Raw genomic sequence first — 21,356 nt, 5'->3', positions numbered from 1 at the left:
AACGTCGTGCGCATGGCGGAGAACAGGTCACCGCTGCAGAGCACACAGCTGTCCAGTGACAGCGATACGGGAATTCCGTGCGCGCGCAGGGCGGCCGTGGCGGGATAACCCTGCCCGGCACTCTGCTCGCTCTCCGTGGACACCGACACCGATCCGCCGCTCGCCGCGATGCGGGCGTAGGAGTCCGCCGACAGGGTCGAGGCGTGCACGTACACCGTTCTGGCCTCGGCGTAGCCGTGCTCATGGATCAGTCGCACGGCGTCGTCGCCGGTCGCGCCCCAGACTCCGGCGTGCGTGGTCACGGCCAGGTCCAGTTCGCGGGCGACCTCGAACGCCTGCTGCTCGGGAAAGCTCGGATCGCCGGTGACGTCGAAGGCGATCTGGAAGCCCTCGAGATCGCCGGAGCGACGGTCGAAGAACTCGCGGAACTCCGGTGTGCCCGTCCAGTTCGCCGGCGCGTCCTGGATGTTGCCGTAGGCCAGCACGAACCTGCCCGGCACCGCGGCGAGCGCGTCGACCGCGGCGTCGGCATGGTCGATCGTCTGCAGGCCGTGCGACCAGTCCACGCAGGTGGTGACCCCGGCGTCGAGCGCCTCCAGCGCGCCGAGGAGGTTCCCGGCGTAGATGTCCTCGGGTCGGAACTTCGTGCCCCAGTTCAGGTAGTACCAGACGAAGTACTGCGTGAGCGTCCAGTCCGCACCGTAGCCGCGGGTCGTGGTCTGCCACATGTGCCGGTGCGTGTTGACCATCCCGGGCATGACGATGCCGCCGCGGGCGTCGATCTCGTCGGTGCCGTCGGGAACGACGAGACCGACGCCGACGGCGGCGATCCGGCCGTCGACCACGAGCACGTCGTGGCCGTCGAGCACGGTGCGGGCGGGATCCATGGTGAGGACGGTCCCGCCGCGGAGCACGGACGGACGGCCGACGGTGTGCGAGTGCATGGCGACTCCTCGAATAGCGCTGCTCGGCAACGGTTTCAGGCTCGTGCGGACGAGCTGCCGACGTTTTCGAAACTAGCCCCAAACTTTCGAAAGTTCAATAGTTATTCGTAAACTGCTAGAGTGTGGTCATGGCGAAGAGTGGCGGGACGACCCGCACCGACGGCATCCACCAGGCGTTGCGTGCCGACATCCTCGGCGGTCGGCTGGTGCCCGGCGAACGGCTCAAGTTCCCGGACCTGGCCGAGCGCTACCAGGTGAGCGTCGGCGCCACCCGCGAGGTGCTGACCCGGCTGGTCGCCGAGGGGCTGGTGGTGGCGAAACCGCACCAGGGCTACCAGGTCCGGCCGCTGTCCCATCAGGATCTGGCCGAGCTGACGCAGGCGCGGGCGGAGATCGAATCCCTGGTCCTGCGCCTGTCCGTGACCGAGGGCGATATACGCTGGGAGGCGGACGCCGTTGCGGCACATCACCTTCTGGAACGCGCGCCATACCGGGACCCGGCCGATCCGGACCGTCTGACCGACGAATGGGCCCGAGCTCACGCAGCCTTCCATCACGCGCTGCTGACGGGCTGCTCCAACCGGCGACTGCTCGACACGGCGCAGTCGTTGCGGCAGGAGGCCGAACTGTACCGGCAGTGGTCGGTGTCCCTGGGTGACGAACCCGACCGCGACGTCGCCGCCGAACACCGGGCACTGCTCGACGCCGCCCTCGCCCGCGACGCCGACCATGCCCAGGACCTACTGCGCGACCACATCACGCACACCACCCGACTGCTGATCAGCTGCGCACCCGACCAACCGAACGGCTGATCAACCGAAATGGCTTGTGTCCCATCGGTCTAGTGACGCTCGAACGCCCACCGGGTCGCGAATGTGGTCGGGAACTAGCTCGGGTGCTGGTCGGCCGTTGGTGTGGTGAGGGTGTGTGCGGTGTGGCGGAGGAATTCGCCGAGCTGTTCGAGATGGGTTGCGAGTTCGGGGGTTCCGGTGATGGTGGTGGTGTGCGAGGCCAGGCCGAGGAGCTGGGCGGCGATGTCGCGGGGGTTGTCGGAGGACAGTTCGACGCGGCTGGTGTGGTCGTCGAGGGCGTGGACTCGGTCGGGCAGGGCGAAGGCACGGGCCGCGGTGGTCGCGGGGTCCAGTGCCACGGTGACCTGGAGGCGATAGCGGGTGGGGGCTGCGGCGAGGCGGGCCGCGACGTAGGCGGCGGGGTCTCGGTTCGGGATTTTGCGCGGGGTGAAGCGGTGGCGGGTAGGGGTGGGCTCGGTGATGCGGTCGGCGCGGTAGATGCGCCAGTCTCGGTGGTGGGTGTCGTAGCCGAGCAGGTACCAGTGGGCGGTGACGAACACCAGTGCGTACGGTTCGGTGCGCCGCCGATCGGTGGCGCCGGTGCGGGTGCGGTAGTCGAAGCCGATGATCTCCCGATCGCGGCAGGCCGCGGCGAGGGCAGCCAGCACGGAGGGATCGGTGCGCGGGGTGGAATTCCACGGCAGCGGCTTCATCGGGTTGGTCGCGGCGGCGACGGCGGATACTCGGTGTCGTAGGCGGTTCGGCAGGACCTATTCGAGTTTGGCCAGCGCGCGCAGGGCGGTGTCCTCCATCGTGGCGACACCACTGGAAGCGGTGCGCAGCGCGACGGCGATGGCGACGGCTTCGTCGTCCTCGAGCAGCAGTGGCGGCATGTCGGCGCCCGAGGCGAGCCGGTAGCCGCCGACGGGGCCGGTGACCGATTCGACCGGGTAGCCCATCGCGCGCAGTCGTTCGATGTCGCGGCGCACGGTGCGCAGGGTGACCTCGAGTCGTTCGGCCAGCTCATGTCCGGCCCAGGAGCGCCGGGTCTGCAACAGTGACAGCAGTCGCAGCATGCGTGCGGGCAGGTCGTAGGCCATTTTCGCAGCCTGCCAGATATTGGTGACAACTTCTGTCCTAAACCGCTTCTACCGTGGATTTCGCAGTGTTCACCGGGAACCGAAAGGGAGGACGTGATGGCATACGACGAGGTGCTCGCCGACCGCATCAGCGAACGTCTGGCTCCGCGCGGCGTGGTCGCGAAGAAGATGTTCGCGGGCCTGACGTTTCTGTGGCAGGACAACGCCCTGGCCAACCTCTACGACGAGGGCCTGATGGTGCGCGTCGGCCCCGACGGAATGGACGACGCACTGGCCCGGCCCGGCGCGCGGCAACTGCTGGTCCGCGGCAAACCGCAGAACGGATGGGTCCTGCTCGACGAGACCACCCTCGACGACGACGTGCTCGATTCCTGGCTCGACTGGGCGTGGGAGGTCACCGCTGAACTACCGCCCAAGAAGTCCAGGGCCACGAAGAAATAGTCGGAAAACACAAGCGAATTCACGACAGGAGACGACCTGTGCTCACCGGAATCAACACCGCTACTGCCTGGGTTCTCGATCAGGATTCGGCCAAGAAGTTCTTCACCCACACCCTCGGCCTGGAAGTCCGTGCCGACGTCGCGATGGGCCCCGGTATGCGCTGGCTGACCGTTGGCGCGCCGGACCAGCCCGGCGTGCAACTGACTCTGATGGCGCCCGGCCCGCCGTCCCTGGACCCGGAATCAGCCGAGCAGCTGAAATCGCTTCTCGCCAAAGGGGTGCTGATCGGTTGCACGTTCACCGTGCCCGACTGTCAGGCCGCCTACGCCGAACTGTCCACCCGTGGCGTGAGTTTCGTCCACGAACCCCAGCACCGGCCCTGGGGCCTGTCGGCCACCTTCCGCGACGACTCCGGCAGCTGGTTCGAACTCCTCCAACCCACCCACTGAACGCCGGGCGGCCTCGGCGCGGACAGCCAACACTCGTTGCCCCGGATCGACACAGCCTCGAACGTATGTTCGATATACTGGTCGGTGGTTGCGGTCGAGAGCGAGGGGCTATGCGCGATGTGTCGTCCGGGCTGATGAAGCTGCTGGTCAACGAGGTGGGGGTGCGGCATGGGTTGGTGCTCGAGGAGTCCGCGGGGGAGTTCGTGCTGTCCGGTGGTGCGGGGTATCGGGTGGTGCTGCCGCACACGCGGCTGGACCGGCTGGTCGCCCGGGTGCCGCGGCAACTGTGGGCGACGCTGATCGGGGATCGGCTGGACGTGCAACTCGCGGACCTGGCGGCGGGGCATCTCGATCTGTCGCGGTTGGCGGCGGTGCGCCCGCGGTTGCGCACCCGGTTGTGTTCGGCACGCACCAGCGGATTGATCAACGACGTGCGCAGGCTGGTCGCGCCCGGCCTGTTGCAGCGGGTACTCATCGACTACGGCGAGCTCATGGTGCCGGTGACCTATGCGGCCGCGCAGCGTTGGGGCGCAAAGGAATCCGACCTGTTCGCGATCGCCGAGCGCAACACCCGCGCGGAAGGCGGCCTGGACCTGATGGCCGCCGAGATCGACGGCATGGACGACGTGGATCTCCAGATGATCTACGGCGCTTCGGATTTCGTCACCGCACACGTGCGCTGGCTGGACGACTATCCAGTGGTCGGGCCGTGGGGCGCGCTGATCGTGCTGCCCGGCCACACCCATGTGCTGGCCCATCCGATCACCGGCCCGACGGTGTTCGCGGGCACCAGCCTGCTCGCCCAGCTGCTCGTCGCGGGCGAAGCCGACGCGCGGCCGATCAGCCGCGCGATCTACTGGTGGCGCAATCGGATCACCGTCGATATCGCCGCCACCATCCGCGGCAGCGGTGACTGGATGGAGGTGGTCCCCGCCGACAACCTGGCGTCCCTGCTCGAGGTCATGCGCCGGGACTGACCGCCCGTACACCCCTCGACGACACGAGAGGTGTACGGGCGCAGCGGATTACGAGACGACCGGCAAGTACACCGCGTTGCCGTGATCGATGAACTCGGCGGACTTCTCCGCCATGCCCGCTTCGATCGCCTCCACGTCGGTCAGCTGGTTGCGCGCGGCGTACTCGCGGACATCCGCGGAGATGCGCATCGAGCAGAACTTCGGCCCGCACATCGAGCAGAAGTGCGCGGTCTTGGCCGGCTCGGCGGGCAGGGTCTCGTCGTGGTACTCGCGGGCGGTGTCCGGATCCAGCGACAGCGCGAACTGGTCGCGCCAGCGGAATTCGAAACGCGCCTTGGACAATTCGTCGTCGCGCTGCTGTGCGTGCGGATGCCCCTTGGCCAGGTCGGCCGCGTGCGCGGCGATCTTGTAGGTGATCACGCCGACCTTGACGTCGTCCCGGTTCGGCAGCCCGAGATGCTCCTTCGGGGTGACGTAGCAGAGCATCGCGGTGCCCGCCTGCGCGATGATCGCGGCGCCGATGGCCGAGGTGATGTGGTCGTAGGCGGGCGCGATATCGGTGGCCAGCGGGCCGAGGGTGTAGAACGGCGCTTCCTCGCAGAGTTCCTCCTCGAGCCGCACGTTCTCCACGATCTTGTGCATCGGCACGTGGCCCGGGCCCTCGATCATCACCTGCACGCCATGGGATTTCGCGATCTTCGTCAGCTCACCGAGGGTGCGCAGCTCGGCGAACTGCGCCTCGTCGTTGGCGTCGGCGATGGACCCGGGCCGCAGGCCGTCGCCGAGCGAGAAGGTCACGTCGTATTTCGCGAGGATCTCGCACAGTTCCGCGAAGTTGGTGTACAGGAACGATTCCTGATGATGCGCCAGACACCAGGCGGCCATGATGGATCCGCCGCGGGAGACGATGCCGGTGACCCGCTTGGCGGTCAGCGGCACGTAGCGCAGCAGCACGCCCGCGTGCACGGTCATGTAGTCCACACCCTGCTCGCACTGCTCGATCACGGTGTCGCGGTAGATCTCCCAGGTGAGCTTGGTCGGATCGCCGTTCACCTTCTCCAGCGCCTGATAGATCGGCACGGTGCCGACCGGCACCGGAGAATTGCGCAGGATCCACTCGCGGGTCTCGTGGATGTTCTTGCCGGTGGACAGGTCCATGATGGTATCGGCGCCCCAGCGGGTGGCCCACACCATCTTCTCGACCTCCTCGGCGATGGACGACGAGACGGCCGAGTTGCCGATGTTCGCGTTGATCTTCACCAGGAATTTCTTGCCGATGATCGTCGGTTCGAGTTCCGGATGCCGGTGGTTGGCCGGAATGACGGCGCGCCCGGCGGCGACCTCGTCGCGCACCAACTCGGGAGACACCCCTTCGCGAGCCGCGATGAAGCGCATCTCCGGCGTGACGATGCCCTGCCTGGCCCAGGCCAGCTGGGTCGGCGGCCCGTCGACATCGGGCTTGTCCCAGGTATCGCGCAGCTTGGGCAGGCCCGCTTCCAGATCGATCACCGCGGCGTCGTCGGTGTACGGCCCCGAGGTGTCGTAGAGGTCGAAGTGCTCGCCGTTGGTCAGGTTGACCCGACGTACCGGAATCCGCAGTCCGTCGACCTCGGTGTAGTGCTTGACGCTGCCTTCGATCGGTCCGGTGGTGACCGATTCCACGGTCTCGGACCCATTCTCGGATGCAACAGTTGCCATGATTTCCTCCCTACGCCGGCATTACCCGGTCAGGTTCATACGGTCGACGGCCCCTAGCCGTCCTCTCAGCCCGCTGGTGCGAGCCCCCGTTGGCGTGTGAAATTTTCCAGCACGACAGTACCCGGCGTCCCGGGAACCGCGCCGGATGATCGGAGGATTGTCCGAGTCGGCGGCGGTGGCGACGGTCCCGCTCCGGTGTGTTCGGCCGAGCGGCCGACCCGTGACACAGACCTGCCCTCGACCGTGGCTCCGGTCGAGGGCAGGTGGTGCGCGGGCGCCGGGTCAGCGTTCGCGCGGGCCGATCGGGAATCCCAGCGCGCCGAAGGTGGCGTTCAGGTTGATCTCGATCTGGGTCAGCAGGGCGTTGAAGTCGGCGAGCATGGACACGACGTTCTCGGTGCGGCAGCCGAACTGATCGGGGGCGTTCGGGGCGAGCCGGCCCTTCAGCCAGTTGAGCGTGTCGGCCATGCCGAGCGACGGCAGGGTCAGGTGCTCGCTGAGATGGTCTCGCTTGTAGATCACCGAAGCGCCTCCGGCACACCACTGTCCGCTCAACCGGTCGTTGGTCCACACCGGCACCGCCTCGTCGAACACGCCCTGGTACAGGAAGATCGGCGCGGTCGGGATGTTGCGGCCGAGCACGGTCGCCTCGAACACCTCCTTGATCTCGGGGACCGCGAGGAACTCCGGGATCGAGACGGTCAGCATGCGGCCGTAGTCGACGAACATCTGGGTGAGCGCGTTGCGCGGAAGGCATTGCCGCTCAGTGCGATCCATCAGCGCCCGGCCTTCCGGCGTCAAGTATCGGTCCGCGGCCTCCTTGAACTTGGGGTACGCCTTGCGCAGCGACGAGATGCCGATGCCGATCAGGCTGGAGAACATCGAACCGTTGACGTGCAACAGCGACACCACGTCCGAGGTGGGTGCGCCCAGCGCGATCCCCTTCACATTCAGTTCTGGCGCGTAGGTCGGCTGCATTTCCGCCGCCCACCCCGAGCCCATGCCGCCGCCGGAGTAACCCCACAGTGCGACAGGCGTATTCGCGCCGTCCAGGCCCAGCGGCTCGAATCGCTGGGCGGCCCGGACGCCGTCCAGGGTCATATAGCCGGGTTCCTTGGCGACGGCGAGATGCCCGTCGAGGCCCTCGTAGTCGGGGATCGAGATCGCCCAGCCCTGGCTGATCAGCGCGGCGATGGCGATCAACTCGCTCTGCGAGTGCACGCCCTCGATACCGGCCAGGCCCGAACCCTGTTGCAGCACATAGGAAGGCGAGCAGTCCAGGCTCGCGCTGTCGTAGTAGAACTGGAGCGAGACCAGCGGTCGATGCCGATTCGGGTCCGCGCCCGCGGGCAGGATCACCGTGGTGACCGCGACGGTGGGTTGTTCGTCGAGATCGGTGGTGCGATAGAGCAACTGCCAGGAACGCACGTTCAGCGGCAGCACGGTCAGTACGGCCAGGCGCACCTCGCGGGACCGCAGGATGGTGCCCGGCTCCTCGGCTTGGAAACCTTCGGGTGGTCGATAGAACGAATCTTCGTGCGGCAGTGGCATCGCCGCGGCCGGCGCGGGTCTGACGCCGCCGGCCAGCAGCACGGTGGTCACGGCGATCGCCATGGTCACCAGCACCGCCACCGCCCGTCTTGCGGTGCGTACTCGGCCGGTCGGATCCCCTTTGATCACTGACACGTGCGTGTCCTTCCTCATCAGCGTGACAGCGATTACAGCATGAGAGCGTGTTATCAACAAGATCTCTTTCTAAAAAGCGCCGAGCTATGGTCGAGGGATGACCCGCAGCAAATCCGCCGCGCGGCCTGCCCCGAGTCCGGCGCGCCGCCGGATCCGTGGACTCGACGCCGAACAGCGCAGCGCCCAGCGGCGCAGTCAGCTGCTCGACGCGGCCACCGAACTGTTTGCCGAGCACAGCTATTCGGGAACATCGATCGAGCAGATCTGCCAGCGCGCCTATGTCGGAACCAAGGGGTTCTACGACCACTTCGAGAGCAAGGAAGCGTGCTACCTCGCGTTGCTCGAACAGCTCACCGCGCAGATCCAGCAACGTGCGGCGGCGGGTGCGGCCGCGGCGGCGGGTCTGGGCTGGCCGGAGCGTGCGGCCGCGGTGGTCGACGCATTCGTGCACGCCATCGCGGACGACCCGCGGCTGGCGAAGGTGACTTTCGGTGAGGCGGGCGGGATCTCACCGACGGTGGAGAAGATGCGGCGCAGCAACCGGCGCTGGGCGGCGGCTTTCCTGGATCGGGAGTGGGCGGGCGAGCCCGCGGCCGACCCGGCGGTCCAGCGCGCCCGGCTCGCGTTGGCGCTGGCCGCGATCGGCGGCATGTTCGAACTCGTCGCGGACTGGCTGCATCATCACGACGACGGCGAGGCCCCGGACGGCGCCGAGACCCTCAGCGCGGATCTCACCGCGTTCCTGACCGTGCTGCACGCCGGTCGCGCAGCCGTTGCTGCCGAATAGGTTCCGACAGACCGCGAGCCGGGCCGATGGGTATCGGCCCGGCTCGCGTCGTTCCGCTACGGTCCTACTGACCAGCGTGGCGGCCGAGCGACCTGGATTCGCGGGGCACCATTACCGTGGGCGGGCGGGCAGGATGCGGCCGGTGACCTCGCCGAGGCCGATGCGCCGGTCGGCCGGTCCGGGGGCGGTCGCGGTGATGCGCACCTCGTCGCCGTCCTCCAGGAAGGTGCGCTGCTGACCGTTCACCAGCACGGGTTCCTTACCGCCCCAGGACAGTTCGATGAACGATCCGCGCTGGTCCGGCTCCGGCCCCGAGATGGTGCCGGAGGCGTACAGGTCGCCGGTGCGGGTGGCCGCGCCGTTCGCGGTGAGGTGGGCCAGCATCTGCGCGGGTGACCAGTACATCCGGGAGAACGGCGGATGCGTGACGGCCTGCCCGTTCCACGACACCGTCAGGTCGATGTCGAGACCCCACGGTTCCTTGTCCTGTAGATAGGGCAGCGGTTCCGGGGACTGCTCCGGCGTCGGCACCCGAGCGGCCTCCAGCGCCGCGAGCGGCGTGACCCATGGCGAGATCGAGGTCGCGAACGACTTGCCGAGGAAGGGGCCGAGCGGCTGGTACTCCCAGGCCTGGATATCGCGCGCGGACCAGTCGTTGACCAGTGCGACACCGAACACCCGCTCGGCGAACTCGCCGGTCTCCACCGGCGCGCCGAGTTCGGAGCCGACGCCGACCAGGAAGCCGAGCTCGGCCTCGATGTCGAGCCGCCGGGACGGGCCGAAATCCGGTGTGCCGGAATCAGTTCGGCGCTGTCCGCTGGGCCGGATCACGTCGGTGCCGGACGCCACGACGGTGCCCGCGCGGCCGTGGTAGCCGACCGGCAGGTGCCGCCAGTTCGGCAGCAGCGGTTCGCTGTCGGGCCGGAACAGCCTGCCGAGGTTGGTCGCGTGGTCGATGCTGGCATAGAAATCGACATAGTCACCGATCGGGACGGGCAGGCCGAGGCGCACGTCGGCCAGCGCATGTACCGCGGCACTGTCGATCTCGGTGTCGACGAGTTCGCGTACCCGCTCGCGCACCTCGCGCCAGCGCTGCGGTCCCTGCGCCATGAGCGCGGCCAGGCTCGGCCCGGCGAACTCCGGATCGCCCAGTGTCGCAGCGAGATCGACGACGGCATCGCCGACGCGGGTGCCCACCCGATAGTTCTGGCCTGCCGGGGCGAACACGCCGTAGGGCAGGTTGTCGACACCGAACAGCGAATCGGCGGGTACTTCGAGACGAGTCCTCACTGCGGCCCCCGTCCCGACCAGGTCCACGCGTACGCCGGGTCTTCGCAGGCGAGGGCGCCCTCACCCAGTTCGAGCGGGCGGAAGGTGTCGACCATGACGGCGAGCTCGTCGAAGTATTCGAGTCCGATGCTGCGCTCGTAGGCGCCGGGCTGTGGACCGTGCGCGTACCCGCCGGGGTGCACCGACACCGAGCCCTGTCCGATCCCGGATCCCTTGCGCGCCTCGTAGTTTCCGCCGCAATAGAACATGATCTCGTCGGAGTCCACGTTGGAGTGGTAGTACGGCACCGGGATCGAGAGCGGGTGATAGTCGACCTTGCGCGGCACGAAGTTGCACACCACGAAGTTGATCCCCTCGAAGGCCTGATGCGCGGGCGGCGGCTGATGCACGCGGCCGGTGATCGGTTCGAAATCGCTGATGTTGAAGGTGATCGGGTACAGGCAGCCGTCCCAGCCGACCACATCGAACGGGTGATCGGCGTACACCATGCGGGTACCGACGACCTGCCCGCCGGCCCGGTGCTTGACCAGCACCTCCACGTCCTTGCCGGTGGCGGTGAGGGTTTCGGCCGGGCCGTGCAGGTCGCGCTCGCAATAGGGCGCGTGCTCGAGCAGTTGGCCGAACTTCGACAGATAGCGCTTCGGCGGGGTGATGTGGCTGGCCGCCTCGATCACATAGGCGCGCAACGGCTCCGGGCCGGAGGGCAACCAGCGATGGGTGGTCGCGCGGGGAATGAGTACCTGATCGCCCTGCCTGGCGAAGACGGCCCCGAACACCGTCTCCACCACTGCGGAGCCGGATTCCACGTAGACCAGTTCGTCACCGATCGCGTTGCGGTACAGCGGAGAACCGCCCTTGGCGACGACATAGGAAATGCGCACGTCGGCGTTGCCGAGGATCAGCCTGCGGCCGGTGACCACATCGGTGCGCGCGTGGGTGTCGTCCGGGAACAAGTCGTGCAGCTTCAGATGCCGATGGCGCAGTGGATGATTCGGCGTCGTCGACTGATCGGGCAGTTCCCACACCGTCGAGTCGACGATCGCGGGCGGCAGCCCGCGGTGGTACAGCAGGGACGAGTCGCCGGAGAAGCCCTCCTCGCCCATCAGCTCCTCGTAGTAGAGCTGTCCCTGCTCGTCTCGATGTTGGGTATGCCGCTTCGGCGGCACTGCTCCTACCTGTCGATAGAACGCCATGACCGCACCTCCTGCCTGGCTTGTGGCCTGGTTTTAGTTTGGTCACCATCGTAGTGACGGCGGCTCGGCCGCCGTGGCGGAATTCAGCCCCGGCAGCGCGAATTCTGTCGGAACATTCGAGAATCGGCGGGCATTTCGTCTAGCTGTTGCGTGCGTAGCTGGCTATTTGTCAGGCAGCGCCTCAGGCATGCCGCAGTGCGCGGTACACCGCGGCGCCGACGAAGGCGCCGAGGTCCGATGGCGTCCATCCGTCCTGGTCGGCGAGTAGCGTGCGGACCGCACCCTCGCCCGCCGAGACCCACTGCTCGACCAGGACCGGCAGCTTGCGCTCGGCGTCCTCGGTGCCCCAGGCCCGCAGCGTCGGGCGCAGCAACGTGGTGCAGCGCTCGATCGCGAGCGCCCGACCGCGCCCGAACGAATCCGCAACGGCGGGATCGGGATTGCCGTAGAGCAGCCGCCAGGCGTCGGGCCGGACGGCGGCCTTCTCCAGTAGTGCGCGGAAGCCCTCGATGAACACCGTCTCGCCCGCGTCCACGGCACGGGGTGGCAGGACTTCGATGACCCCGTCGATCAGGTAGCTCTCTTCGCGCTGGATGAGCGCCTCGATCAACTCGACCCGATCGGCGAAGCAGGCGTAGACCACCGGACGGGTCACGCCCATCCGGTCGGCGACGGCGGCCATGGTGACGGCCGCGATTCCGTCCTCTACCGCGATCGCCAACGCGGTGTCCAGGACCTGGGGCCTGCGGCGTTCCGGACCGAGGTGTGGCGCGCGCCGGCGTGGCTGCCGCACCGCCGAATCGCTACCCATGCCGACCAAGATAGCAGCGGCCGAATCCGAATTCCCGCTGGTACCGCGCCTGAAGATCAATTTCCTACATGTGCGAACAAAAATGCTACAGTCGCGAATGAAGTCGGTGGGATCGCACCCGTCCGCTGCCGCCACGCCCGAGGAGTCTCCGATGACCGCGACCCTGTTCAACCCGAAGACCTGCGAGTTCGCTGAGTTCGACGCGACCACGAGGCGACTGTTGCGCGCGACCGTCGACTGGTTCGAAGGCCGGGGCAAGGCGGTGCTCAAGCAGGAGGACCGGGACCGGGTCTGGTACGCCGAGTTCCTCGATTTCGTGAAGCGCGAGGGGGTCTTCGCGACCTTCCTCACACCGGCGGCCGAGGCCGACGGTGACCCGGACAAGCGCTGGGACACCGGGCGCATCGCGATGATGAGCAAGATCCTCGGCTTCTACTCCATGCAGTACTGGTACGTCTGGCAGGTCAGCATCCTCGGCCTCGGCCCGATCTGGCAGAGCGGCAACGCGGCGGCCAAGCGGCGGGCCGCGGCCCTGCTGGATTCCGGCGAGATCTTCGCGTTCGGTCTCTCCGAGAAGGAGCACGGCGCCGACGTCTACTCCACCGACATGGTCGTGACGCCGCAGGAGGGCGGCGGCTTCCTGGCCAGCGGCGGCAAGCACTACATCGGCAACGGCAATCAGGCCGCGCTCGTCTCGGTGTTCGGGCGGCGCTCGGACAAGCCGATCATCGACAGTTCGAAAGCCCTGGAGAGCAAGCCGACCGACGCCGATTACGAGGGGTATCTGTTCTTCCTCGCCGACAGCTCGCACGAGAACTATCACCTGCGCGGCAACGTGGTGGACGGCCAGATGTACGTGGCCGCTTTCGATCTCGAGAACTACCCGGTGGCCGAGGAAGACATCCTGCATCGTGGCGAGGCGGCCTTCCACGCGGCGATGAACACGGTGAACGTCGGCAAGTTCAACCTCGGTTTCGGCGCCGTCGGCGCGTGCGAACACGCCTATTACGAAGCCATTACGCACGCCGAGAACCGAATCCTGTTCGGGCACAGGGTGACCGAGTTCCCGCAGGTGCAGGCGCTGATGACCGACTCGTACGCGCGCCTGATCGCGATGAAGCTCTACAGCGAGCGGGCCATCGACTATATGCGCTCGGCGTCCCCGCAGGACCGGCGCTACCTGCTGTTCAACGCGATCGAGAAGATGACCGTGACCCGGCAGGGGCAGCGGATCATCGAAGACCTCGCGGACGTGATCGCGGCGCGCGGCTTCGAGAAGGACATGTATTTCCCGATGGCGATGCTCGGCCTCTTCGGTCTGCCCCGGCTGGAGGGCACCGTGCACGTGAACATGGCGCTGTCGCTGAAGTTCATGGCCAACTACATGTTCCATCCGGCCGACGCCGGACTGGCCGCGCTGCGCCTGCTGCCCGGCGCCGGTGCGGCGCCGCAGGGTGCGGTGCGTGCGGTCGCCGGTGCGCTCAGCTGGTCGAGCCGCAAGCTGGCCCCGCGCGCGGGCGCCGCGGTGCCGCAGCTGCGCGCCGAATTCGCCGGTGCCGCTTACGCTCCCGTGCCGACGCGGCGGGACGTGGCCGACGACGAGTTCCTGTTCCGGCAGGGGCCGAGCAGTGGCCTGGGCCGGATCCGGTTCGAGGACTGGCGGCCGGTGTTCGAGAAGTTCACCCACATCCCGAATGTCGCGGTGTTCCTGGAGCAGGCGCGTGCCTTCCAGGCCCTGCTCGCGGCCGCGGAGCCGACGGCGGCGCAGCAGCGCGACGTGGACTTCCTGTTCGCGATCGGCGAGCTGTTCACCGCGCTGCCCTACGCGCAGCTGATTCTCGAGCAGGCCGAGATCGAGGGCACCGATGCCGACGTGCTCGACCAGATCTTCGACAACTTCGTGCGCGAGTTCGCCGAGCACGCGCTGACGCTGCACACCAAGCCCGCGGCTACCAAGGCGCAACAGACGCGCGCGCTGGATCTGATCCGGCGGCCGGTCGCCGACCGGGCCCGCTTCGAGCGGGTGTTCGCGCAGGCCAGGGCGCTGTCCGGGGCCTATGAGATGAACCCATAAACCATGCCGTACCTGCGGTAACGGTTACGACCGAGCCGTCGTGCAAAGGAGCAAGACGATGACCACGCACGCCATCCGCCCGCAATTCGACGCACCGGCGCGGACCATTCGTGAGGTCGACTACGGCTTCTTCGGGCCGGACTCGCCGACCTGGAAGGTGTGGACCAACGCCACCGCCGTGATCGGATTCCAGCGCTCGGTCGTGCTCGAACATTTCGATCCCGCGCTCACCGCCGCGGTCGCCGACGTCAAGGGCATCTACACCGACCCGCGTGGCCGACTCGACCACACCTTCGCATACTTCCTCATCGCGGCCGTCGCCGACAGCCGGATGGCGATCGAGGCCTCCGAACACCTGATGAAGGTGCACGCGCAGGCCACCGGCATCGAGCCGATCACCGGAAAGCGGTACAGCGCGAACAATCCCGACTCGCAGCTGTGGATCCACGTCACCGGCTGGCATTCGGTGCTCAAGTGCTACGAGGTGTACGGTCCTGGTCCGCTCAGTCCCGCCGAGGAGCAACGCTATTGGGCCGAATGCGTGATCGCGGCCGAATTGCAGACCTGCAAGCTCGCCGACGTGCCGCGCTCGCGGGCGCAGGTGCGCGAATACTTCGCGGCGATGCGGCCCGAACTCTGCACCTCCGAGCGTGCCCACGAGGGGATGCACTACCTGCTGCACACCCCGTGGGATCGCGGCTTCAAGCTCTGGGCCGGCAGCCGTCTCGTCGCCCCGGCCGCCATCGCCACCCTCCCGAAATGGATGCGCACCACCGGCGGTTTCGACCACCCCGCCGTCGTCGACCGCGGCTACCGCCTCCCCATGCGCGCAGCCATCAAAGCCCTGAGCAACGAGAAGGCCAAACAGTCCGTCCTCGGAAACTTCTTGGGCCCCATGACCGCTCGCCTCTACGCCGAACACCTCGCCGCAGGCACCCCCACCACCCCCACCACCGTCACCCCCGCCGAAGCCCGCACCCGCTACGGCCACACCAACCGCGCCTCCGCCGGCTGAGGGGCGGCCCGCCCGAGTCAGGCGGTGAATTCGGCTATTACCGGGGCGTGGTCGCTGGCGCCCTTGCCTTTTCGTTCTTCGCGGTCGACCATCGCGTCGGTTGCGGTGGAGGCGAGGGCGGGGGAGGCGAGGATGAAATCGATGCGCATGCCCTCTTTGCGGGGGAAGCGGAGTTGGGTGTAGTCCCAGTAGGTGTAGACGCCGGGGCCGGGGGCGAAGGGGCGCATGACGTCGGCGAAGCCGGTGTCGAGGAAGGATTGGAAGGCGTCGCGCTCGGGCTGTGAGGTGTGCGTCTTGTGCGCGAAGAACTCGGGGGACCAGACGTCGTCGTCGGTGGGGGCGATGTTCCAGTCACCGACCAGCGCGATCTTGGCCTGCGAGTCCTGCGCGAGCCAGCGCTCGCCGTTGGCCCGCAGCGCCGCAAGCCATTCCAGCTTGTAGGTGTAGTGCGGGTCCTGCAGCGAGCGCCCGTTGGGCACGTACAGGCTCCACACCCGCACGCCGCCGCAGGTCGCGCCGAGCGCCCTCGACTCGATGACCGGTGCGCTGATCAGCGACTCACCGGCCTCCTTGTCGAACCCGGGCTGATCCGGGAACGCGGGCTCGACATCGGCGAGCCCGACCCGCGACACGATGGCCACACCGTTCCACTGGTTGATGCCCAAATGGGCGACCTCGTAGCCGAGTTCGTCGAACCGCTCGAACGGAAACTGGTCGTCGCGGCACTTCGTCTCCTGAATGGCCAGGACGTCGATGTCCTGGCGGTCCAGAAACTCCGCTACCCGGTCGAGCCGGGAGCGGATCGAGTTGACGTTCCACGTGGCGAGGCGCACGAATGCCTTTCCGCTGGCGAGCCCGGGTGCGGGGCTCGGTGTGCTGGGGGTCTGCTTCCGTTCTACCGCAGCGCCGCCGAACCGGCGAGAGCGGTCGGCGCGGCGTAGCGGTACGTATGGTGTTCGAGGAAGCCGAGCTCGCGGTACAGCGCGATCGCGGCGCTGTTGCCCGCCTCGACCTGAAGGTACGCGTGCGTCGCGCCGCGGCTGTGCCCCCAGCGGATCAGCTCGGCGCACACCAGGGAGCCGAGACCCTTGCGGCGATGCTCGGCGGCCACCGCCACACAGGTGAGTCCGATCCAGCCGCGGCCGTCCGGCGCGGTGGTGAGTGCGCCGCGTCCGATCGCGATGGGCGTCGGCACGCCGAGCGAAGCGAACCCGAGTTCGCCGTCGCGCACTGCGGTCAACACGCCGAGGTCCGGCAGGGGAGCCGAAAGTCGTTGCGGTGTAGGCGCTTCCCCGTCGCGGTGGTTCAGTTCCTGCCAGGCCGCGTCCGGGGTCGGCGCGACCCGCACCATCGAAGGGCCCTGGGGCAGCACGAAATTCTCGATATCGATGGCCATCATGACGGTTTCGCGCCAGCTGTTCCAGCCCGGCGGAATGGGCGCGAGCCGATCCGGCAGCGCCAGCAGCAGCGGCAGGTTGCGTTCGGCGTACCACGCGGCGATCCGGTGCAGCGTGTCCGCGGTCAGTCCCGCGGGTTCGCCGGAACTGCCGAGCGGCACAGCGGAATTGGCACGACTGGTGAACCCGTTGCCCGCCCGCGCCAGCCAGCCGTCGATCCACGCGTGTTCGATCCCGGGCCAGCCATCGGCGGCCGCGGCCTCCAGTGCCCGGATCTCCTTGGTGCGAATCGGCCTCGGACCCAACGCCTTCAGCGCGACCACCCGGTCCGGCGTCACCGCGACGAGCTGTCCGTCGACGCCGCGCACGGTCGGCGGATCCAGCGAGACCAGCTCGCCGATCACATCGGTGAGCGGCTGGGGATAACCGGCGGGCAGCCGGTAGCGCAGGACGACGCGACGACCGAGCGGGATATCGGGGAGTCCGCCGCCGTCAGTCGTCATGGCCGAACGGATCCGGCACCGTGCCGGGGATCCAGCTGAGTCCCGGTGTGCCCCAGCCGTTGCGCTTGATCGCCTTCTTCGCCGCGCGCGCGTTGCGCCCGATCAGCACGTCGACGTACAGGAAGCCGTCGAGGTGGCCCACCTCGTGCTGCAGCATGCGCGCGAAGAAGTTCTCGCCCTCGATCTCGACCGGGTTGCCGTGCTCGTCGGTGCCGGTGACCTTGGCCCAGGTGGCGCGGCCGGTCGGATACTGCTCGCCGGGGACCGACAGGCAGCCCTCCTCGTCGTCGTCCGGGTCGGGCATGGTCTCGGGGATGGCCGAGGTCTCCAGCACGGGGTTGATCACCGCGCCGCGGCGGCGGGTGGCGGTGCCGTCGGCGCGAACGTCGGGGCAGTCGTAGACGAACAGGCGCAGCGGCACGCCCACCTGGTTGGCCGCGAGCCCGACGCCGTGCGCGGCGTCGAGGGTCTCGTACATGTCCGCGATCAGCTCGGCCAGTTCCTCCGGTGACTGGGTGACCTTCTCGGTCGGGTTGTGCAGAACCGGGTCGCCGACGATCACGATCGGGAGGATAGCCATGGGACCAATTATTGCCGCGCCCGCTGGTCGGCGATGGTCGGGGGCGGTGATCGGCGCCGCGACGCGCCTACTCGCAGGTAGCGAACACGCCGCGCCGTAGACCCGGTGATCCTGGTGTCTCGTGGTTGAATGATCCGCGACGTACAAGCACCATTTTTCGTCTGGTGGTAACTCGGCGAGGGAGCAAGATGGACGGCGCAGCGGCACGGAATCTTTCCGCGATCCAGGGCGACCCTTCCGCGAGCGACGATGTCACGGCAGCGGAATCGACCGGCGACAGCGACGGTTTGAGCCGTCGCGAACACGACATCCTGGCTTTCGAGCGCCAGTGGTGGAAGTACGCGGGGGCCAAGGAAGAAGCGATCAAAGAGCTGTTCGGCATGTCGCCGACCAGGTACTACCAGGTGCTCAACGCGGTGGTCGACCGGCCCGAGGCGCTCGCCGTGGATCCGATGCTGGTCAAGCGGCTGCGCAGGCTGCGGGCGAGCAGGCAGAAAGCCAGGGCCGCGCGACGGCTCGGTTTCCAGGTATGACCGGACTAGGCTCGAGTAGGTGAGCTACCCGAATCCCACCTCCGGTGGGCCGCCATTGCGAGCGTTGGCGATGGTGTTGATCGCACTGGCCATCGTGTTCGGTGGACTCGGCGCGATGTCGCTGTCGAAATCGGATGCCGACAGCTCGAGCAGCGGTCCGTCGGAATCCACTACCGCGACCGCGGCCCCGCAGATGCCGGCGAGCACCACGGTCGACAAGACCACGCCCGCCCCGTCGTCCGCGGCCGCGAGCAGCACCCCGGCGACGAGCGCCGTCACCACCCCGCCGACGACCACGGTGCCGACCACGACCGGTTCCGCGGCGGCCAAGGCGGTACCGGTGCGGGTGCTGAACAACAGCATGATCGCCGGTCTGGCCGCCAAGACCGCGGGTCAGCTCACCGCCGAGGGCTGGTCGGTGGTCGAGACGGGCAACTATCCCGGCGCGAATGTCCCGAAAACGACCGTGTACTACGGCAATTCACCGGGCGACAAGGACGCCGCGCTGGCCATCGCCGACGAACTCGGCGTCACCGCGGAACCGAAGTCGAGCGGTTTGGGCGAGTCGTCCCCAGGTGTCACCGTCATCGTTACGGGTAACTGATACCTGCGACCTGCCGCTATCCGGGCCTGTCGCTGGACGACACGACCGGCGTGGCATCATCTTGTCCGGTAACGAACGTGTCCACCCAGCTTTACTCGTAAACTTTCGGTACTCGTAAAGGAGTTCCCCGATGGCCCCGTCCACAACTCGTCGCCCGTCTTGGCGGACTGTGACCCCGGTGCTCGCGGTCGCGGTCCTGGGCCTCGCAGGCTGCACGAACAGCCAGGAGTCGAGTGACGTCAAGGGAACGACCCCGCCGGTCTGGAGTGGCGCGGCGGCCCCGCCCGCGAGCGAGTTCGGCAAGGAAACCGGTACCGCCGAGGCGAACACGGGCGTGAAGGTCGACCTGAAGGACGCCGCGGGCGCCTCGGTCGGTACGGCGAACTTCGTCAAGGACGGCAACCACCTGCAGGTCACCGTCGAGGCGCACGGTCTGCGTCCCGGCTTCCACGGCCTGCACGTGCACCAGATCGGCAAGTGCGAGCCCAACTCGGTGGCCCCGACCGGTGGTCCGGCCGGTGACTTCCTCTCCGCCGGTGGGCATCTGCAGGTCGGCAGCGCGAACACGCACCCGGCCAGCGGCGACCTGACCTCGCTCGAGGTCCGTTCCGACGGCACGGCCAAGCTGGTCACCACCACCGATGCGGTGACCCTCGACGATCTGAAGAACAAGGCGTTGATGATCCACGCCGATGCCGACAACTTCGGCAACATCCCGAACCGTTATGTCCGACCCGACGGCGTTGCCGGGCCGGATGACACGACGCTAGCGACAGGTGACGCGGGTGGCCGCGTCGCCTGCGGTGTAATCCAGTAGCGCAGGAGCCGATATGGCCGGGGCAGGCAGAGAACACGTTCCCTTCCATGGTTCGCCCCGGCCCACGATAGGCATCGAGTGGGAGATCGCGCTCGTCGACAAGGTGAGCCGGGATCTGTCGAACACCGCTGCGGCGGTGTTCGATTCGGTGGGTGACCTACGTGCGCACGACGGCACGCCACAGATCACAAAGGAGTTGTTGCGCAACACCGTCGAACTCGTCACCGGGGTGCACGACACCGTCGGTGCGGCGGTCGACGATCTGCGCGGCACGATGGACACGGTGCGGCGCGCGGCCGACGCGCAGGGCGTCGACTTGTTCTGTGCCGGAACGCATCCGTTCGCGCAATGGTCGGCCCAGCAGCTGACCCGTTCGGAGCATTACGACGAGTTGATCGAGCGCACCCAGTGGTGGGGTCGCCAGATGATGATCTGGGGCGTGCACGTGCACGTCGGAGTCTCGCACCGGGACAAGGTCTTTCCGATCCTGAACTCGTTGCTGCTGCACTACCCGCACCTGCTGGCGCTGTCCGCCTCCTCGCCGATGTGGGCGGGCTCGGACACCGGCTACGCCAGCAATCGGACACTGATGTTCCAGCAGCTACCCACCGCGGGGCTGCCGTTCCAGTTCGAGAATTGGCGCCAGTTCGAGCATTTCGTGCACGATCAGTTCAAAACCGGCGTGTTCGAACAGCTCGGCGGCATGCACTGGGACATCAGGCCCGCGCCGAAGTGGGGCACCATCGAGGTCCGGGTGTGCGACGGCGTCTCGACGCGCGCCGAACTGGCCGCGATGGCGGCGCTGATCCACTGCCTGATCGTCGATCTGGATCGCCGGCTCGAGGAGGGCGAGACCCTGCCCTCGCTGCCGCCGTGGCACGTGCAGGAGAACAAATGGCGGGCCGCCCGGTACGGGCTGGACGCGATCGTCATCGTGGACGACAAGAGCAATGAGCGATTGGTCACCGACGACGTGACCGCGCTACTGAACCGGTTGGAGCCGACGGCCAAACGGCTCGGCTGCGCCGACGAACTGGCGCTGGTCGCCGAGATCCCCGAGCGCGGTGCGTCCTATCAGCGCCAACGCAAGGTCGCCGCGGCCGCGCAGGGCGACCTGATCGCGGTGGTGGACGCGCTGGTCAAGGAGCTGGACCAGTAATTTCCGGTCGGTACCGGTTGCCCAGTGTTCAAACGACGAGTGGGATGGCGTTCATCCCGCGTTTACTATGGTCGACGTGCTTGTCGAAGATCCGGGGCCCAGAACAGGAAGTACGGCTACGCGATCGCGTGTGCCGTCGCCTCGGGTCTGGGTCGCGGCGGCCGTGGCCGCGGTGCCGGTGCTGCTCATCGCGCTGCAGGGCGTGGCGATGTGGCAGGGCTTCGAAGGTCCGCTGGGCAGCCTGTGGCGTGACTACGTCGGCACGCCGAAATCCATGTCCGTGCCGTGGGCCGGATTGATCCTCGCGCTGGTCGGTCTCGCCGGTCGGCGGCGGCTGATCGTGCTCGGCGCCGCCGTCGGTATCGACGTGGTGTGGGCGAGTATCCGGCTGCTGGCGGGCGAACCGTTCGCGATCGGCAACGGGCCGGTGCTCGCGCTCACCGCGCTGGCGGTGTTCGCCTGGCTGCGCTGGGACGGCGCCGACCGGCGCAACGCGCTGCACGCGGC

22 protein-coding genes, 1 pseudogene and 1 riboswitch are annotated in these 21,356 nt (G+C 67.8%); of the genes and pseudogenes, 12 read left to right on the top strand and 11 right to left on the bottom strand.

Features of this window, described 5'->3' with window-relative positions; translation table 11 throughout:
• Positions 1 to 44: 44 nt before the first annotated feature.
• Positions 45 to 728: pseudogene (locus tag NBRGI_RS49835) on the bottom strand (amidohydrolase family protein); the annotation flags it as partial.
• A gap of 344 nt (positions 729 to 1,072) precedes the next feature.
• Here NBRGI_RS49835 and NBRGI_RS05685 point away from each other — a divergent pair.
• Positions 1,073 to 1,756 carry a GntR family transcriptional regulator gene (locus NBRGI_RS05685; RefSeq protein ID WP_029893207.1) on the top strand — a complete coding sequence of 228 codons (684 nt, stop codon included), beginning with the start codon at positions 1,073 to 1,075 and terminating at the stop codon, positions 1,754 to 1,756.
• A 74-nt stretch (positions 1,757 to 1,830) separates the two neighbouring features.
• Here the strand turns inward: NBRGI_RS05685 and NBRGI_RS48635 are convergent, their stop codons facing one another.
• A complete protein-coding gene (locus NBRGI_RS48635) occupies positions 1,831 to 2,448 on the bottom strand; it encodes a helix-turn-helix transcriptional regulator (protein WP_200882129.1) in 618 nt (205 codons plus the stop codon).
• A 57-nt stretch (positions 2,449 to 2,505) separates the two neighbouring features.
• On the bottom strand, positions 2,506 to 2,835 hold the full coding sequence (locus NBRGI_RS48630; protein WP_200882128.1) for a helix-turn-helix transcriptional regulator: 330 nt from the start codon (positions 2,833 to 2,835) through the stop codon (positions 2,506 to 2,508).
• Positions 2,836 to 2,931: 96 nt separating this feature from the next.
• Between NBRGI_RS48630 and NBRGI_RS05675 the strand changes: the two genes are divergently transcribed.
• The 3 genes from NBRGI_RS05675 to NBRGI_RS05665 all read left to right on the top strand — a co-directional run bounded on the left by NBRGI_RS05675 (position 2,932) and on the right by NBRGI_RS05665 (position 4,702).
• Entirely contained in the window at positions 2,932 to 3,276 is a 345-nt protein-coding gene (locus NBRGI_RS05675; RefSeq protein ID WP_029893205.1) for a TfoX/Sxy family protein, read from the top strand.
• Between the two features lie 38 nt (positions 3,277 to 3,314).
• Positions 3,315 to 3,725, top strand: a complete 411-nt coding sequence (locus NBRGI_RS05670; protein ID WP_029893204.1) for a VOC family protein — start codon at positions 3,315 to 3,317, stop codon at positions 3,723 to 3,725.
• 110 nt (positions 3,726 to 3,835) lie between these two features.
• Positions 3,836 to 4,702 (top strand): hypothetical protein, encoded by an 867-nt coding sequence (locus NBRGI_RS05665; RefSeq protein ID WP_029893202.1) that lies wholly within the window; start codon positions 3,836 to 3,838, stop codon positions 4,700 to 4,702.
• 48 nt (positions 4,703 to 4,750) lie between these two features.
• Here NBRGI_RS05665 and thiC read toward each other — a convergent pair whose 3' ends face one another.
• Together thiC and NBRGI_RS43445 are read right to left on the bottom strand one after the other, a co-directional pair.
• A complete protein-coding gene (gene thiC / locus NBRGI_RS05660; protein WP_029893200.1) occupies positions 4,751 to 6,400 on the bottom strand; it encodes a phosphomethylpyrimidine synthase ThiC in 1,650 nt (549 codons plus the stop codon).
• Positions 6,391 to 6,500: riboswitch (TPP riboswitch) on the bottom strand. (Overlaps the previous gene by 10 nt.)
• A gap of 182 nt (positions 6,501 to 6,682) precedes the next feature.
• Positions 6,683 to 8,086 (bottom strand): lipase family protein, encoded by a 1,404-nt coding sequence (locus NBRGI_RS43445; RefSeq protein WP_158439783.1) that lies wholly within the window; start codon positions 8,084 to 8,086, stop codon positions 6,683 to 6,685.
• Positions 8,087 to 8,183: 97 nt separating this feature from the next.
• Between NBRGI_RS43445 and NBRGI_RS05650 the strand changes: the two genes are divergently transcribed.
• Complete coding sequence (locus NBRGI_RS05650) at positions 8,184 to 8,873, top strand: TetR/AcrR family transcriptional regulator (protein ID WP_029893197.1); 690 nt, start codon at positions 8,184 to 8,186, stop codon at positions 8,871 to 8,873.
• Between the two features lie 111 nt (positions 8,874 to 8,984).
• On the opposite strand, the gene fahA is transcribed toward NBRGI_RS05650, so the two are convergent.
• From fahA to NBRGI_RS05635, 3 genes are all read right to left on the bottom strand, one after another.
• Positions 8,985 to 10,163: a fumarylacetoacetase gene (gene fahA / locus NBRGI_RS05645; protein WP_029893195.1), complete on the bottom strand. Its 1,179-nt coding sequence runs from the start codon at positions 10,161 to 10,163 to the stop codon at positions 8,985 to 8,987.
• On the bottom strand, positions 10,160 to 11,356 hold the full coding sequence (locus tag NBRGI_RS05640) for a homogentisate 1,2-dioxygenase (RefSeq protein ID WP_029893193.1): 1,197 nt from the start codon (positions 11,354 to 11,356) through the stop codon (positions 10,160 to 10,162). Before NBRGI_RS05640 ends, fahA begins: the two co-directional genes overlap by 4 nt.
• Positions 11,357 to 11,537: 181 nt before the next feature.
• Positions 11,538 to 12,167, bottom strand: a complete 630-nt coding sequence (locus tag NBRGI_RS05635) for a TetR/AcrR family transcriptional regulator (protein WP_029893190.1) — start codon at positions 12,165 to 12,167, stop codon at positions 11,538 to 11,540.
• Positions 12,168 to 12,318: 151 nt separating this feature from the next.
• Here NBRGI_RS05635 and NBRGI_RS05630 point away from each other — a divergent pair, with 151 nt between their 5' ends.
• Together NBRGI_RS05630 and NBRGI_RS05625 are read left to right on the top strand one after the other, a co-directional pair.
• On the top strand, positions 12,319 to 14,241 hold the full coding sequence (locus NBRGI_RS05630) for an acyl-CoA dehydrogenase family protein (protein ID WP_029893188.1): 1,923 nt from the start codon (positions 12,319 to 12,321) through the stop codon (positions 14,239 to 14,241).
• A 58-nt stretch (positions 14,242 to 14,299) separates the two neighbouring features.
• Positions 14,300 to 15,256 carry an oxygenase MpaB family protein gene (locus NBRGI_RS05625; RefSeq protein WP_029893186.1) on the top strand — a complete coding sequence of 319 codons (957 nt, stop codon included), beginning with the start codon at positions 14,300 to 14,302 and terminating at the stop codon, positions 15,254 to 15,256.
• A gap of 17 nt (positions 15,257 to 15,273) precedes the next feature.
• Here the strand turns inward: NBRGI_RS05625 and NBRGI_RS05620 are convergent, their stop codons facing one another.
• The 3 genes from NBRGI_RS05620 to NBRGI_RS05610 all read right to left on the bottom strand — a co-directional run bounded on the left by NBRGI_RS05620 (position 15,274) and on the right by NBRGI_RS05610 (position 17,736).
• A complete protein-coding gene (locus NBRGI_RS05620) occupies positions 15,274 to 16,089 on the bottom strand; it encodes an exodeoxyribonuclease III (RefSeq protein WP_029893185.1) in 816 nt (271 codons plus the stop codon).
• A 62-nt stretch (positions 16,090 to 16,151) separates the two neighbouring features.
• Positions 16,152 to 17,156 (bottom strand): N-acetylglutamate synthase, CG3035 family, encoded by a 1,005-nt coding sequence (locus tag NBRGI_RS05615; protein ID WP_029893182.1) that lies wholly within the window; start codon positions 17,154 to 17,156, stop codon positions 16,152 to 16,154.
• Positions 17,146 to 17,736, bottom strand: a complete 591-nt coding sequence (locus NBRGI_RS05610) for a peptide deformylase (protein WP_029893181.1) — start codon at positions 17,734 to 17,736, stop codon at positions 17,146 to 17,148. Before NBRGI_RS05610 ends, NBRGI_RS05615 begins: the two co-directional genes overlap by 11 nt.
• A 188-nt stretch (positions 17,737 to 17,924) precedes the next feature.
• Here NBRGI_RS05610 and NBRGI_RS05605 point away from each other — a divergent pair, with 188 nt between their 5' ends.
• The 5 genes from NBRGI_RS05605 to NBRGI_RS05585 all read left to right on the top strand — a co-directional run.
• Entirely contained in the window at positions 17,925 to 18,269 is a 345-nt protein-coding gene (locus NBRGI_RS05605; RefSeq protein WP_014988735.1) for a DUF3263 domain-containing protein, read from the top strand.
• Between the two features lie 19 nt (positions 18,270 to 18,288).
• Positions 18,289 to 18,873: a LytR C-terminal domain-containing protein gene (locus NBRGI_RS05600; RefSeq protein WP_029893176.1), complete on the top strand. Its 585-nt coding sequence runs from the start codon at positions 18,289 to 18,291 to the stop codon at positions 18,871 to 18,873.
• A gap of 130 nt (positions 18,874 to 19,003) precedes the next feature.
• Positions 19,004 to 19,690 carry a superoxide dismutase[Cu-Zn] gene (gene sodC / locus NBRGI_RS05595; protein WP_029893174.1) on the top strand — a complete coding sequence of 229 codons (687 nt, stop codon included), beginning with the start codon at positions 19,004 to 19,006 and terminating at the stop codon, positions 19,688 to 19,690.
• Positions 19,691 to 19,703: 13 nt separating this feature from the next.
• A complete protein-coding gene (locus tag NBRGI_RS05590) occupies positions 19,704 to 20,849 on the top strand; it encodes a glutamate--cysteine ligase (protein WP_029893172.1) in 1,146 nt (381 codons plus the stop codon).
• A 130-nt stretch (positions 20,850 to 20,979) separates the two neighbouring features.
• Positions 20,980 to 21,356 (top strand): DUF5933 domain-containing protein (locus tag NBRGI_RS05585; RefSeq protein WP_029893170.1); only part of this gene is annotated, 377 nt, incomplete at its 3' end.

It is taken from the genome of Nocardia brasiliensis IFM 10847 (genome assembly GCF_000710915.1).
Taxonomy (GTDB): Bacteria; Actinomycetota; Actinomycetes; order Mycobacteriales; family Mycobacteriaceae; genus Nocardia; species Nocardia brasiliensis_A.
The sequence above is the reverse complement of the archived record's forward strand: the minus strand, read 5'-3'. Positions and strand labels throughout refer to the sequence as shown.

Excerpts from the sequence above, each read along its gene's own strand:
- NBRGI_RS48635 (WP_200882129.1), bottom strand. The coding sequence starts at position 2,448 with ATGAAGCCGCTGCCGTGGAATTCCACCCCGCGCACCGATCCCTCCGTG.
- NBRGI_RS05640 (WP_029893193.1), bottom strand. The coding sequence starts at position 11,356 with ATGGCGTTCTATCGACAGGTAGGAGCAGTGCCGCCGAAGCGGCATACC.
- NBRGI_RS05630 (WP_029893188.1), top strand. The coding sequence starts at position 12,319 with ATGACCGCGACCCTGTTCAACCCGAAGACCTGCGAGTTCGCTGAGTTC.
- NBRGI_RS05605 (WP_014988735.1), top strand. The coding sequence starts at position 17,925 with ATGGACGGCGCAGCGGCACGGAATCTTTCCGCGATCCAGGGCGACCCT.
- NBRGI_RS05650 (WP_029893197.1), top strand. The coding sequence starts at position 8,184 with ATGACCCGCAGCAAATCCGCCGCGCGGCCTGCCCCGAGTCCGGCGCGC.
- NBRGI_RS48630 (WP_200882128.1), bottom strand. The coding sequence starts at position 2,835 with ATGGCCTACGACCTGCCCGCACGCATGCTGCGACTGCTGTCACTGTTG.
- NBRGI_RS05610 (WP_029893181.1), bottom strand. The coding sequence starts at position 17,736 with ATGGCTATCCTCCCGATCGTGATCGTCGGCGACCCGGTTCTGCACAAC.
- NBRGI_RS05625 (WP_029893186.1), top strand. The coding sequence starts at position 14,300 with ATGACCACGCACGCCATCCGCCCGCAATTCGACGCACCGGCGCGGACC.
- NBRGI_RS05685 (WP_029893207.1), top strand. The coding sequence starts at position 1,073 with ATGGCGAAGAGTGGCGGGACGACCCGCACCGACGGCATCCACCAGGCG.
- NBRGI_RS05635 (WP_029893190.1), bottom strand. The coding sequence starts at position 12,167 with ATGGGTAGCGATTCGGCGGTGCGGCAGCCACGCCGGCGCGCGCCACAC.
- NBRGI_RS05615 (WP_029893182.1), bottom strand. The coding sequence starts at position 17,156 with ATGACGACTGACGGCGGCGGACTCCCCGATATCCCGCTCGGTCGTCGC.
- NBRGI_RS05665 (WP_029893202.1), top strand. The coding sequence starts at position 3,836 with ATGCGCGATGTGTCGTCCGGGCTGATGAAGCTGCTGGTCAACGAGGTG.
- NBRGI_RS05675 (WP_029893205.1), top strand. The coding sequence starts at position 2,932 with ATGGCATACGACGAGGTGCTCGCCGACCGCATCAGCGAACGTCTGGCT.
- sodC (WP_029893174.1), top strand. The coding sequence starts at position 19,004 with ATGGCCCCGTCCACAACTCGTCGCCCGTCTTGGCGGACTGTGACCCCG.
- thiC (WP_029893200.1), bottom strand. The coding sequence starts at position 6,400 with ATGGCAACTGTTGCATCCGAGAATGGGTCCGAGACCGTGGAATCGGTC.
- NBRGI_RS05590 (WP_029893172.1), top strand. The coding sequence starts at position 19,704 with ATGGCCGGGGCAGGCAGAGAACACGTTCCCTTCCATGGTTCGCCCCGG.